This is a genomic window from Oribacterium parvum ACB1, from assembly GCF_000238055.2.
Classification (GTDB): domain Bacteria; phylum Bacillota; class Clostridia; order Lachnospirales; family Lachnospiraceae; genus Oribacterium; species Oribacterium parvum.
Window position 1 is genome coordinate 1,601,883 of sequence record NZ_KE148312.1, and the last position, 12,174, is coordinate 1,614,056.

Genomic DNA, 12,174 nt, shown 5'->3' on the forward strand with positions numbered 1-12,174 from the left:
TATGGAAGAATTAAGAGGAAAAGAGTTAGTAGAGAAAATCAAGGCGGAATGTCTCGGCTTTGTGCAAGAGCATCATTGTATTCCGACTCTGGCAGTTTTGAGGGTAGGAGAGAAAGAATCGGATATTGCTTATGAGCAGTCCGTTAAGAAGCGCTTTCAGGGTTTTGGCTTGGAGGTAAAGGACTATCATTTGGATGCGAATTGCAGTAATGAAGAATTCATGAAGGTCTTTCGTTTTTTAAACGACGATCCGGAGATTCACGGTATTTTGGTATTCCGTCCTCTTCCGAAGCAGATCAATGAAGAAGAAATGCTGCGTTACATGAAGAAAGAGAAGGATTTGGACGGCATTACGAGAGAGAATCTTGCAGGTCTTCTCCTACAGGACGAAAATGCCTTTGCACCCTGTACTGCCGAGGCGGTTATGCAGCTTTGCAAGCATTTTGAAATCCCGCTTGCCGGAAAAGAGGTCTGCATTATCGGACGTTCTCTCGTGGTAGGAAAGCCCTTGGCGATTTTGATGCTCAATCAAAATGCTACGGTTACCGTCTGCCATTCCAAGACGGAAAACATCAAAGAGGTTTGTAAGAGAGCCGATGTTTTGGTTGCGGCAATAGGTAGAGCCAAAGCCATCGGATCCTCCTATTGTAAGGAAGGCGCTACCGTAATCGACGTGGGAATCAACGTGGATGAAGAAGGGAACCTTTGCGGAGACGTAGACTTTGATACCATGAAGACGGTGGCGGATAAGCTTACACCGGTTCCGGGAGGCTTGGGACTTGTGACAACGGCTGTTTTGGCGCAGCATCTCGTGAGGGCTTATCAGCTTCTAGAAGAAAAATAAACTTAGTCTTGTAAAGATTGTTAAATACTGAATCCATAATAAAGCGATTTCCCGGTTGCCGGGGTGAAAAACCGGCAATTGGGAGGTCGTTTTTTGTGTAGGAAGGATGTTGGGAACTTTACAACCTCATTTTCATAACAATTACAATATTTGAAAAAGGACTCAAATTGTTGATTCCATGCGAAATAGTAGAGGATATGGAGAGAGGTTTTGTGAATAATGAAGAATACTGCATTTAATTTAGTGCATACTTTGTGCATTAGTGAATTTTGCTCTGCTTCATAGTATAATTCATTTTGGTTTATTTATTGATTTTTTTGGGAGGTAAAAAGATGGGTGTTTCCACTTTTAAGGGTGGTGTCCACCCCTATGATGGAAAAGAATTGGCGATGGATAAAGCCATTGTCGATTTGCGTCCTGAGGGGCTGATGGTCTATCCCCTGTCTCAGCATATAGGTGCTCCTGCAACACCTCTTGTACAAAAGGGTGATAGAGTGCTGATGGGACAGAAAATAGCAGAAGCGACAGGTTTTATTTCTGCCCCGGTGATTTCTTCCGTTTCCGGTACGGTGAAGAGCATTGAAAAGAGACTGACCGTAGGCGGTAGCATGGTGGAGTCTGTTGTGGTAGAGAACGACCAGGAATATGAGACGATTCCGGGCTTTGGGGAGAAGAGAGATTATACCAAGCTTTCTAAAGAAGAAATCGTGCAGATTGTAAAAGATGCCGGTATCGTAGGCTTAGGCGGAGCAGGATTTCCTACTTCCGTGAAGCTTTGCCCGAAGAATCCGGATAAGATTGATTATTTCTTGGCTAATGCAGTGGAGTGTGAGCCTTATCTTACTTCCGACTACCGAGATATGCTGGAAACACCGGAAAAGCTTATCGGCGGTTTAAAGGTCGTGCTTTCTCTTTTTCCGAATGCGAAGGGAAAGATTTGTATTGAGGACAACAAGCCGGAAGCCATTCGCATTTTGACTGAGATGACGAAGGATGAAGCGAATATCGAAGTCGTTTCTTTAAAAACTCGCTATCCGCAGGGAGGAGAGCGTCAGCTGATTTATGCTGTTACAGGAAGAAAGATTAATTTCTCTATTCTTCCGGCAGATAAGGGCGTACTGGTAAACAATACAGATACGCTTATTGCGATCTATGAGGCAGTTTGCGAATCAAAGCCTCTCGTAAGAAGAATTCTTACGGTTACGGGAGACGCTGTGGCGCATCCCGGAAACTTCCGTGTACCTCTCGGAACTAATTATCAGCAACTCGTGGATGCTGCGGGCGGATTTACCGAAGAGCCGGAAAAAATCATTTCCGGAGGACCTATGATGGGGATGTCTTTATTTAAGCTGGATGTTCCCGTGACAAAGAATTCCAGCTCGATTTTGGCATTTAAAGAAGATCAGGTTTCTAAAGAGCCTGTTACCCCTTGCATTAACTGCGGTCGTTGTGCTGTTGCTTGTCCGACCAATTTGATGCCGGTCATGATGATGAAGGCTGTTTTACAGAAGGATATCAATCGCTTCACGGCTCTCTATGGAACAGAGTGTATTGAATGCGGATGTTGCGCCTATGTTTGTCCGGCAAAACGGCCTTTGACACAGGGCTTTAAAGAAATGAAGAGAAGAATCAAGTCGGAAATGGCTAGAAAAGCCGCAGCGGAAAAGAAAGCTGCAGAAGAAAAGAAAGTTGCAGAGGAAAAGAAAGCCGCAGAAGAAAAGAAAGGGGAAGCTTAAATTATGAAAATGTTACAAATTTCATCCAGTCCCCATATTAGAGAGGACGTGCGTTCTTCAGAACTTATGCGGGATGTTGTGATTGCCATGCTTCCAACAGCAATTTACGGTAGTTTGCAATGGGGCTTCCATGCTTTCTTTGTTGTGGTTTTGACTACCTTGGCGGCAGTTTTGACGGAACTTGTGTATCAGAAAGCGATGAAGCTTCCCGTGACGATAAACGATTGGTCCGCAGCAGTAACAGGTATGATTCTTGCTTTAAACTGTCCGCCAAACATTCCGTTTTGGATTCCTGTTGTAGGATCTGTTTTTGCCATTATTGTGGTGAAGCAGCTTTACGGAGGGCTGGGGGCTAACTTTATGAATCCGGCTCTTGCGGCACGTTGTTTTCTTCTCATTTCCTTTGCGGGAAAGATGACAACCTTTACCGGAGTGGGAACGGATGCAGTAGCTACCGCGACTCCGCTTGCGGTTTTAAAGGCGAGTCCCACAGCAACACCGGATTTAATGAATATGTTCCTTGGCAGAATTCCGGGAACAATCGGAGAAGTTTCGAAGATCTGTCTCCTTATCGGTGCACTCTACTTAATTATTCGGAAGGTGATTTCTCCAAAGATGCCTTTAATCTATATCGGAACAGTTGCCCTTTTTACCTTACTTTTCGGAAAGGGAGGGGCAAGTCCCGAGTATCTCTTTTCGGAAATTCTTGGCGGAGGTCTGATCTTTGGTGCCTTTTTTATGCTGACGGATTATGTAACTTCTCCGATTACACCCCTGGGACAAGTGATTTTCGCTGTTCTTGCCGGTCTTTTAACCGGGCTTTTCCGTTTGTATGGCGGATCGGCAGAGGGAGTATCCTACGCGATTATCCTTTCCAACATTGTAGTTCCGATTATCAATAATAAGACAGTCCCGAAGGCATTTGGAAGGGAGGGTAAATAAGATGAAGAAAGATTCCTTTATCAAAGATGCACTTGTTTTAACGGCAATTACCCTCATTTCCGGTTTGCTTCTCGGTGCGGTTTACGGAGCAACAAAAGATACTATTGCGGAAGCAATCAGGCAGAAGACGAATGCTGCCTATAAAGTAGTTCTCGATGCACATGATTATGATGCGGACAGTCTTAAGGAAAAGCTGGAACAGGCAACAACGGAGGGAAAACTTGCCGCAAACAACGGTAATGCAAGCCTTTCCGAAGCCATTCTTGCGAAGGATGAGTCCGGAAATATTGTAGGCTATGTACTTAAGGGACAAGCTGCCGGCTACGGCGGAGCGGTTGTGGTCGTAGTGGGGGTAAGCAGTGATTTAAAGGTGACGGGCATTTCCTTCCCGGAGACACTTCCTGAGACTGCCGGTCTTGGACAGAAGGCGACTCTTCCGGAGTTCTATGAGCAGTTCAAAGGAAAAGGCACGAAACTTTCCGTAAAGAAGGGCGGCGGAGCCGGTGAAAATGAAATTGATGCCATATCCGGTGCGACGATTACGAGTACCGCTGTTACCAATGTAGTCAATGCTGCCACGGAGTTTGTGGAAGAATATGCGGAAAAGTAGGGAGGGGATTATGAATAAATATTTAGAAAGAATTACAAACGGAATATTTAAAGAGAACCCGACCTTTATCATCATGCTGGGAATGTGTCCGACTTTGGCAACTACGACCAGTTCGATGAACGGACTTGGAATGGGACTTTCCACACTGGCAGTTCTGATGTTTTCGAACTTGGTCATCTCCGCCTTAAGAAAGGTCATTCCGGAGAGAATGAGATTACCCGGAGAAATTGTTATAGTGGCATCGTTGGTGACCATTGTGCAGCTCCTTATTCAGGCCTATGTGCCATCTATATATGAGGCGCTGGGTATTTATATTCCGCTTATTGTGGTAAACTGCATTATTTTAGGAAGAGCAGAGTCCTATGCACTCTTTAACGGACCCTTACTTTCTTTCTGCGACGGACTCGGTATGGGACTCGGCTTCACCTTTGCATTAGTGATTATCGGTACGGTGCGTGAGCTTATCGGATCCGGAAGCATTTTCGGCTTTCGTATCATTCCGGAAGCGTACAATATCAGTATCTTTGTTTTGGCACCGGGAGCGTTCCTCGTTTTGGCGATGCTGACCGCGATCCAAAACAAACTTCGTCTGCCCTCCGCGACGAACGGAGATGCCGTGCAGAGCGAGTTCGTATGTAGCGGAAATTGTATGGGATGTTTCTCGGATTGTAAGACGGAAAATAAGGAGAAGGAGGAGACGGTATGAAAGACTTACTCTTAATTGCCATTAAGTATTCCTTGGTGAGCAACGTAGTACTTTCCCAATTCTTGGGAATCTGTCCCTTCCTCGGTGTTTCCAAGAAGACGGAGTCCTCAAAAGGTATGGGAGGAGCGGTTATTTTCGTTATTGTAATCGCGTCCGTCATTACACACGGGATTTATGTGACTTTCCTTGCGGCTTCCGGCCCGCTTTGTCAGGCCCTTGGCTTAAAGGACGGTCTGGAATATTTAAACACCATTGTATTTATCTTGGTGATTGCCGCTCTTGTGCAGTTTGTAGAGATGTTTTTAAAGAAAAATATTCCTTCTCTCTACGAGTCTTTGGGAGTATATCTTCCCTTGATTACGACAAACTGTGCGGTACTTGGTGTAGCTTTAAACAATGTCTCTTATGGTTATAACTTGGCGGAGAGCTTTGTCTATGGACTGGGAATTTCGGTGGGGTTTGCTTTGGCACTCCTTCTTATGGCGGGGATACGAGAAAATATTATCGAAGGAAATGATCGTATTCCTCATTCTTTCCAAGGATCACCCATCGTTTTGATTACAGCTTGTCTTATGGCGATTGCTTTCTTCGGCTTCGGCGGATTAATTTAAGGAGGGATTATGAGTTTAATGACTACTCTGATTCTGGTTGCCGCAGGCCTTGTGGGAGCAACCGGATTGATATTGGGTTTATTCTTAGGCGTTGCCTCGGAAAAATTTAAAGTTGAAGTAGACGAGAGAGAGGCGGAGGTTCGTGCTGCTCTCCCGGGAAGTAACTGCGGTGCCTGCGGTTTTCCCGGCTGTGACGGATGTGCAAAGGCGATTGCAAAGGGTACAGCTCCGGTCAATCAGTGTCCTGTAGGCGGAGCTCCTGTTGCGGAGAAGATTGCAGCCATTATGGGAACAGACTCTGTTTCTACGGATAACGTAAAAAAAGTAGCGCATGTGCATTGTCAGGGCGACTGTGATAAGGCAAAGCAGCAGGCACATTACAGCGGAATTGCCGATTGTAATGACCTTGTGGTAGTTCCGGGCGGAACGGAGAAGGCTTGTCCTTATTCCTGCTGCGGCTACGGTTCCTGCGTAAAGGTTTGCGCCTTCGACGCCATTCATGTGATTAACGGTGTAGCGGTAGTGGATAAGGAAAAATGTACCGCCTGCGGTGCCTGCGTAAAGGCTTGTCCGAAGTCCTTGATTGCCTTAGTTCCCTATAAGAAAAAACACATCGTTTCCTGTAAAAATCATTTGAAGGGAAAACAGGTTAAGGATTCCTGCTCCATCGGCTGTATTGCCTGCGGAATGTGCGAGAAAAACTGTCCTTTCGATGCCATTCATGTCATTGATGATCTTGCAGTGATGAATGAGAAGTGTAAAGATTGCGGAATCTGTGCACAGAAGTGCCCAACCTCCGCAATTACCGGAAAGAGACCGAAGAAGGAAGAAACAAAAGTCGCAATGGAAAAAGCGTAATGCAGCTTAGGAAACCCGGAGTATAAGAATAGCTTGTGAAGCGGAAAAGAAACTGTTTCACAAGCTATTTTATTTTATATATATCTTTTAAAATCTCAAATTATGACGATATTATAGAGCGTACAGATTTCTTAGAGCCCTTATATTGCATTTTACTATAGTAATCTACTGCTTAGCTTCTTGAATAATCATTTTGGCTAGTGTAGAATCAAAATGATATTGTTTTGTCACATTCACTTTCGAATAGATGGAGAGTGAGGTGTAGAGTAAGAAGGAGAAGAATCTATAGGAAAACTATAGACTCTTAATCAAGGAGGGTGGCATGAAGGAATGGTCAAAGGCCTTAAAGAATCTGTCGATTCTGACACAGTTAGGACTATCCCTTGCGATGCCGCTTTTACTTTGCCTATTTTTGGTATATCGCTTAAGAGAAGCCTTTTCTCTGGGCTATTGGATATACATTCCCGCTTTTTTCTTTGGCTTAGGTGGTTCATGTATGACGGCATATAAAGTCTACCTTTCCGTTTGTAAAAAGGAAGAGGAAGAAAAGAAAAGTAAGGACAAGGCATTTAACGAACATAAGTCCTGAGAAGGAGAGAATCTGTCCGAAGAAGGATGTTTTGTTTATTGCGAAAGTCTCTTACCTATGGAAAGGAAGAAAAATGAGGGTTCAGGAAACTGTGAAGAAGGAAAGTCTGCAGATTGCCGTGCAAAGCGGCATAGCCACGCTTATTATGTGGATTTGCATTTTCATTCTTCACCATTTTATTCCGGAGAAAGTGAGCTTTGATTATCGGGTGATTTTGTCCGGACTGCTTGGAACAGTTGTGGCTGTAATGAATTTTTTGCTTATGGGGATTACAGTTCAGAGTGTTCTTAGCGTAGAAAATCAGGAAGAGGCCTACCAGAGGATGCGGCTCTCTTACCGAAAACGTACCATGTTGCAGCTTGGTTGGATTATTCTTGCTATTGTGGCACCATGCTTTCAAGCCGTACCGGGTATTATTCCTTTACTTTTTCCGGGAGCATTTCTCAGAATAAGAGGAATTGTAGAGTGGAAAAAGGGAAAAAAACAAAAACAAGGAGGTGAAAACTAGAGTATGAATTTTGATATTTCCGGTGCAAAGATATTCTTAAAAATTCCTACGGGGATTCCTGTTTTAGGGGACTTTTTGCTTTCGGAAACCCTAGTCGTCAGCTGGGTGGTTATGCTCATCATTACCGGTCTTTGCATTTTCCTGACAAGAAATCTGAAGGTGGAAAATATCGGTAAGAGGCAGGCTATAGCGGAGCTAATTGTGGAAAGTGCGAACAATCTTGTTCGGACCAATACGGGAGGAAATCGTTTTGACAAGATGATTCCTTTTGTGGCGGCACTCTTTGGAACAAGTATTGTTTCGAACTTAATCAGCTTGACGGGCTTACGAAGCCCCACAGCAGATTTATCGACGGAAGCGGCTTGGGCCATCGTCGTATTTACCATGATTACGGCAAATAAGATTAAGGCCGGCGGATTTTTGGGCTACCTAAAGGGCTTTACTACCCCGATTTTCATTATGACACCCTTCAATATCCTTTCGGAGATTGCTACCCCCATTAGTATGGCGTGTCGTCATTTTGGAAATATTTTATCCGGCATCGTTATTAACGGATTGATTTACACTGCGCTTGCGCTTGCGTCATCCGCGTTACTGGGACTCATTCCGGGAGCTGTTGGAGCGTTTTTATCCCATATTCCTATCTTGAGTGTAGGTTTACCGGCTATTTTATCTTTTTATTTTGACTGGTTCTCCGGAGCCATGCAGGCATTCATCTTTACGATGCTCACGATTATGTATATCGCCAATGCAGCGGAAGGATAAATACTTCTGAAAATAAATACTTGAGAAAATACATACTTGAGAAAATACATACTGCAGAGAGATAAATATTATGGAAGGATAAGTCGGCGAAAGATAAATACTGCAGAAGAATAAATCTTGTAGAAGAAAAGTTAATTTAAAATAAACAGGACACATGAGAGCCTGTTTAGTATAGGAAATGAATTTCTAGGAGGAAAACAATGAGTGATTTTCAATTTTTGGCAAAAGGTATTGCATTAGCAGGTTGTGGAATCGGTGCAGGAGCAGCATTGATTGCCGGTATCGGACCCGGTATTGGAGAAGGTAACGCCGTAGCAAAGGCTCTGGAAGCAATCGGAAGACAGCCGGAGTGCAAGAGTGATGTTACTTCCACCATGCTCCTCGGTTGTGCTATCGCAGAGACCACAGGTATCTACGGTTTCGTTACCGGTCTTCTTTTAATCTTCGTTGCACCCGGAATGTTCATGAACTTCCTGGCATAATAGGATGATTTTCCTAGAAAGAAGATAGAAAGGAGAAAAAGGATGGAATCGCAACAGTTGGTAACCATCATACCGTGGACCTTCATTGCCCAGATTTTGAACCTTTTTATACAAGCATATCTGATTAAGCGCTTCCTCTTTAAGCCAATCAATGAGGTTTTACAGAAGAGACAGAAGCTTGCGAATCAGAATATAGAAGAGGCAAAGAAAGCAAAGGAAGATGCGGAAGCTGTAAAGGCGGAATATGAGAGCAGCATGTCCGATGCCAGAGGTGAGGCCAGCCGTATTATTGAAGACGCAAAGAAGGATGCAGGCATCCGTGCGGAGGAAATGATTAAAGAGGCACAGGCTGAAGCAAGCTCTATCAAGGCAAAAGCGGAAGCGGATATTCGTCTGGAAAGAAAGAAAGCTTTAAATGAAGTGAAGGACGAAATCGGAAGTCTCGCTATGGACATTGCCGGTAAAGTTGTGGAGAAGGAAATCCACGAAGATGATCATAAGGCTTTAATTGATGAATTCTTACAAAATGTAGAGGAGGCATCATGAATCAGTCGTCCGCTTTGTATGGGAAGAGCTTTTATGACTTAGCAAAGGAAGAGAAGATTACAAAGGAAGTTCTGGAGGAAATGGAGCTTGTGAAGGCTCTTTTCCGGGAAAATCCCGATTATATCCGTCTTTTGCTGGAGCCGTCTATTCCTAAGAAGGAAAGACTATCTCTTTTAGATCAGGCTTTTTCGGAAGACTTACAGCCTTATCTTTTAAACTTTTTAAAGGTTTTATTGGAAAAGGGCCTGCTCAGGAGCTATTCCGAGTGCTACAAAACATACAAAAAGCGATATCAAGAGGATGAGGGAATTACCGATGCTCTTGTGGTCAGTGCTGTAGCCTTAAGTGAAGAGCAGAAAGCGGCTTTGATTACAAAGCTGGAGAAGCTTTGTCAGAAGAAGATTATCCTGTCGGAGAAGATTGACCCCGAGGTTTTAGGGGGACTCAAGGTGGAAGTCGACGGAAAGACCTTGGACGGTACCGTTTCCGGCAGATTAAAAGAGATACGGAAAAATGTAAATGAAGTAGTCTTGTAAAAAGGATGGGCATAGAATGGAATTAAAACCAGAAAAAATATCCGAGGTCATTCGAAGCCAGATTAAATATTACCAAAATGCTATCGTACAAAATGAAACCGGCACCGTCCTTACGGTTGGTGACGGTATTGCCAGAGTTTCCGGCCTTACAAACTGTATGGCGGGTGAGCTTCTGGAGTTTAGTGACGGTACTTTCGGTATGGCGCAGAACTTGGAAGAAACCAGTGTTTCCGCTGTCCTTTTCGGTTCCGATGTGGGAATCAAGGAAGGACAGAGTGTAAAGCGTACAGGAAGAGTTGTTTCTGTACCGGTTGGCGAGTCTCTGATTGGTAGAGTAGTGAATGCCATCGGACAGCCTATTGATGGAGCAGGCCCCATTGAGAGCACGGAGTTCCGTGCTGTAGAAAGTCCTGCACCCGGCATTATCAAAAGACAGCCGGTTAAAGAACCTTTGCAGACGGGAATCAAAGCCATTGACTCCATGATTCCTATCGGAAGGGGACAAAGAGAGTTGATTATCGGTGACAGACAGACCGGTAAGACAACGATTGCTATCGATACCATTATCAACCAGAAGGGGAAGGATGTAATCTGTATCTATGTCGCTATCGGACAGAAGAGATCTACGGTTACCGCTCTTGTGAATGAATTGAAGGATGCCGGCGCTATGGATTATTCCATCGTTGTTGCGGCAACCGCTTCCGAGCCGAGCCCCTTGCAGTATATCGCACCGTATGCGGGCTGCGCGATGGGCGAGTATTTCATGCATCAGGGAAAGCACGTCCTGATTATTTATGATGATTTGAGTAAGCATGCTGTGGCTTATCGTGCAATTTCCCTTCTGATTAGAAGACCGCCAGGAAGAGAAGCTTATCCCGGAGACGTTTTCTATCTGCATTCCAGACTCTTAGAGAGAGCGGCTAAGCTTTCCGAAGAGCTTGGAGGAGGATCCCTTACGGCGCTTCCGATTATTGAGACACAGGCAGGAGATGTATCGGCCTATATTCCGACCAATGTCATCTCCATTACAGACGGACAGATTTTCCTCGAGACCGAGCTTTTCCATAGCGGAATCATGCCGGCGGTTAACCCCGGTATCTCCGTATCCCGTGTAGGCGGAAATGCACAGATTAAGGCCATGAAGAAGGTTGCCGGTACCTTGAAGCTCGTTTACTCTCAGTTTAGAGAGTTGCAATCCTTCGCCCAGTTCGGATCCGATCTGGATCAGGATACCAAGCAAAGACTTGCACAAGGTGAACGTATCGTGGAAGTACTGAAGCAGGGCAAGGGCGAGCCCGTTCCGGTAGAAAAGCAGGTAGCGATCCTCTACGCCGTAGTACACGGCATTTTGAGCAAGGTGGAAGTAAAGGATATCAAGAAGTACGAAGAAGAACTGTATCATTTCCTTGATTCCGATGCGGAGGCGGTCAATACTATGCAGGCTATCGTAAGTACCGGAAAGCTGGAAGAGGATACGGAGAAGAAGTTAAATTCTTCCTTGGAGCGTTTTACAGAGGAATTTTTAAAGAGACTGTAGAAGTAGAGATAAAAGGAGAAAAACATGGCTGCAAATATGAAGTCCGTGAAACTCCGTATTAAAAGCATTCAAAACACAATGCAGATTACCAAGGCAATGGAACTCGTAGCTTCTTCCAAGTTAAGAAGAGCGAAGGAGAGGGCGGAGAATACGAAGCCGTACTTCCAAACGCTGAAGAAAACCTTGTCGGAAATCGCAAACGGCAACACAGACTTTTCTTCTCCCTATGTGAAGAGAAACGCATCGGAAAAATGGTGCTATGTGCTGATTGCCGGTGACCGAGGCATGGCGGGAGGGTATAACGCAAACCTTTTCCGTGCCCTTGAGGAAGAAGTGAAGGGAAAGGATTTCGCTTTATTTCCCTTAGGAAAGAAAGCCCTTGAGTATGGAAGGCAGAAACACTACAGCATTGTGAATGAAAACTATAGTTTGGTGGGAGAACTCAATGTCTCCGATACCTATGCCATAGGAAAAGAACTCTGTAAAGCCTACCGTGAAGGGGAGTTTGGACATATTGTTCTTTTGTATACAGACTTTATTTCCATGATGAGCCAGAAGGTAGACAGCCTTTCCCTCCTGCCGCTTTCAGACCTGAAAGAGGAGAGTGAAGAAGAGGCGAAGGCAATCCGAAACTTGATTCTTTATGAACCGAGTGGAGAGGATGTTTTTAATGCGATAGTGCCGGAGTATCTTGCCGGACTCGTCTATAGCGGTGTTTGCACTTCTGTCGCCAGTGAACTTGCGGCGAGAAGAACTGCAATGGAAGCGGCTACGGACAATGCCGGAGAGATGATTGATAAATTGAGTCTGTTCTATAACAGAGCCAGACAGGCAAGCATTACCCAGGAAATTACGGAAATTGTTGCCGGTGCGGAAGAGTTATAGGATAGCTAGAGGAGAAATA

At 44.7% G+C, this 12,174-nt stretch carries 15 protein-coding genes; all 15 read left to right on the forward strand.

The window, feature by feature from the left end:
* Position 1 precedes the first annotated feature (1 nt).
* Positions 2–844, forward strand: a complete 843-nt coding sequence (locus HMPREF9625_RS07135; protein ID WP_009534029.1) for a bifunctional 5,10-methylenetetrahydrofolate dehydrogenase/5,10-methenyltetrahydrofolate cyclohydrolase — start codon at positions 2–4, stop codon at positions 842–844.
* Positions 845–1,176: 332 nt separating this feature from the next.
* A complete protein-coding gene (gene rsxC, locus HMPREF9625_RS07140) occupies positions 1,177–2,580 on the forward strand; it encodes an electron transport complex subunit RsxC (protein WP_009534030.1) in 1,404 nt (467 codons plus the stop codon).
* A 3-nt stretch (positions 2,581–2,583) separates the two neighbouring features.
* Complete coding sequence (locus HMPREF9625_RS07145) at positions 2,584–3,522, forward strand: RnfABCDGE type electron transport complex subunit D (protein ID WP_009534031.1); 939 nt, start codon at positions 2,584–2,586, stop codon at positions 3,520–3,522.
* A 1-nt stretch (position 3,523) separates the two neighbouring features.
* Positions 3,524–4,132 carry an RnfABCDGE type electron transport complex subunit G gene (locus HMPREF9625_RS07150; protein WP_009534032.1) on the forward strand — a complete coding sequence of 203 codons (609 nt, stop codon included), beginning with the start codon at positions 3,524–3,526 and terminating at the stop codon, positions 4,130–4,132.
* Between the two features lie 10 nt (positions 4,133–4,142).
* Positions 4,143–4,838, forward strand: coding sequence for an electron transport complex subunit RsxE (gene rsxE, locus HMPREF9625_RS07155; protein ID WP_009534033.1), 696 nt, complete (start codon positions 4,143–4,145; stop codon positions 4,836–4,838).
* On the forward strand, positions 4,835–5,449 hold the full coding sequence (locus tag HMPREF9625_RS07160; protein ID WP_009534034.1) for an electron transport complex protein RnfA: 615 nt from the start codon (positions 4,835–4,837) through the stop codon (positions 5,447–5,449). The genes rsxE and HMPREF9625_RS07160 overlap by 4 nt, the downstream gene beginning before the upstream one ends.
* Positions 5,450–5,458: 9 nt before the next feature.
* Positions 5,459–6,307 (forward strand): RnfABCDGE type electron transport complex subunit B, encoded by an 849-nt coding sequence (locus tag HMPREF9625_RS07165; RefSeq protein WP_009534035.1) that lies wholly within the window; start codon positions 5,459–5,461, stop codon positions 6,305–6,307.
* Positions 6,308–6,629: 322 nt separating this feature from the next.
* Positions 6,630–6,896 carry an AtpZ/AtpI family protein gene (locus HMPREF9625_RS07170; RefSeq protein WP_009534036.1) on the forward strand — a complete coding sequence of 89 codons (267 nt, stop codon included), beginning with the start codon at positions 6,630–6,632 and terminating at the stop codon, positions 6,894–6,896.
* Positions 6,897–6,969: 73 nt separating this feature from the next.
* A complete protein-coding gene (locus tag HMPREF9625_RS07175) occupies positions 6,970–7,404 on the forward strand; it encodes a hypothetical protein (RefSeq protein WP_009534037.1) in 435 nt (144 codons plus the stop codon).
* 3 nt (positions 7,405–7,407) lie between these two features.
* Positions 7,408–8,169, forward strand: a complete 762-nt coding sequence (locus HMPREF9625_RS07180; RefSeq protein WP_009534038.1) for a F0F1 ATP synthase subunit A — start codon at positions 7,408–7,410, stop codon at positions 8,167–8,169.
* Positions 8,170–8,369: 200 nt separating this feature from the next.
* Entirely contained in the window at positions 8,370–8,651 is a 282-nt protein-coding gene (atpE, locus tag HMPREF9625_RS07185; RefSeq protein ID WP_009428481.1) for an ATP synthase F0 subunit C, read from the forward strand.
* 42 nt (positions 8,652–8,693) lie between these two features.
* The gene (gene atpF, locus HMPREF9625_RS07190) at positions 8,694–9,197 is read left to right on the forward strand and encodes a F0F1 ATP synthase subunit B (protein WP_009534039.1); all 504 of its coding nucleotides are present in this window, start codon (positions 8,694–8,696) and stop codon (positions 9,195–9,197) included.
* On the forward strand, positions 9,194–9,733 hold the full coding sequence (gene atpH / locus HMPREF9625_RS07195) for an ATP synthase F1 subunit delta (RefSeq protein ID WP_009534040.1): 540 nt from the start codon (positions 9,194–9,196) through the stop codon (positions 9,731–9,733). The genes atpF and atpH overlap by 4 nt, the downstream gene beginning before the upstream one ends.
* 16 nt (positions 9,734–9,749) lie before the next feature.
* Entirely contained in the window at positions 9,750–11,270 is a 1,521-nt protein-coding gene (gene atpA, locus HMPREF9625_RS07200; RefSeq protein ID WP_009534041.1) for a F0F1 ATP synthase subunit alpha, read from the forward strand.
* Between the two features lie 24 nt (positions 11,271–11,294).
* On the forward strand, positions 11,295–12,155 hold the full coding sequence (atpG, locus tag HMPREF9625_RS07205) for an ATP synthase F1 subunit gamma (RefSeq protein ID WP_009534042.1): 861 nt from the start codon (positions 11,295–11,297) through the stop codon (positions 12,153–12,155).
* Positions 12,156–12,174 lie beyond the last annotated feature (19 nt).

Coding starts and splice junctions, on each gene's coding strand:
- HMPREF9625_RS07150 (WP_009534032.1), top strand. CDS start 3,524: ATGAAGAAAGATTCCTTTATCAAAGATGCACTTGTTTTAACGGCAATT.
- atpG (WP_009534042.1), top strand. CDS start 11,295: ATGGCTGCAAATATGAAGTCCGTGAAACTCCGTATTAAAAGCATTCAA.
- HMPREF9625_RS07175 (WP_009534037.1), top strand. CDS start 6,970: ATGAGGGTTCAGGAAACTGTGAAGAAGGAAAGTCTGCAGATTGCCGTG.
- atpF (WP_009534039.1), top strand. CDS start 8,694: ATGGAATCGCAACAGTTGGTAACCATCATACCGTGGACCTTCATTGCC.
- atpH (WP_009534040.1), top strand. CDS start 9,194: ATGAATCAGTCGTCCGCTTTGTATGGGAAGAGCTTTTATGACTTAGCA.
- HMPREF9625_RS07180 (WP_009534038.1), top strand. CDS start 7,408: ATGAATTTTGATATTTCCGGTGCAAAGATATTCTTAAAAATTCCTACG.
- atpA (WP_009534041.1), top strand. CDS start 9,750: ATGGAATTAAAACCAGAAAAAATATCCGAGGTCATTCGAAGCCAGATT.
- HMPREF9625_RS07135 (WP_009534029.1), top strand. CDS start 2: ATGGAAGAATTAAGAGGAAAAGAGTTAGTAGAGAAAATCAAGGCGGAA.
- atpE (WP_009428481.1), top strand. CDS start 8,370: ATGAGTGATTTTCAATTTTTGGCAAAAGGTATTGCATTAGCAGGTTGT.
- HMPREF9625_RS07170 (WP_009534036.1), top strand. CDS start 6,630: ATGAAGGAATGGTCAAAGGCCTTAAAGAATCTGTCGATTCTGACACAG.
- HMPREF9625_RS07145 (WP_009534031.1), top strand. CDS start 2,584: ATGAAAATGTTACAAATTTCATCCAGTCCCCATATTAGAGAGGACGTG.
- HMPREF9625_RS07160 (WP_009534034.1), top strand. CDS start 4,835: ATGAAAGACTTACTCTTAATTGCCATTAAGTATTCCTTGGTGAGCAAC.
- rsxC (WP_009534030.1), top strand. CDS start 1,177: ATGGGTGTTTCCACTTTTAAGGGTGGTGTCCACCCCTATGATGGAAAA.
- HMPREF9625_RS07165 (WP_009534035.1), top strand. CDS start 5,459: ATGAGTTTAATGACTACTCTGATTCTGGTTGCCGCAGGCCTTGTGGGA.
- rsxE (WP_009534033.1), top strand. CDS start 4,143: ATGAATAAATATTTAGAAAGAATTACAAACGGAATATTTAAAGAGAAC.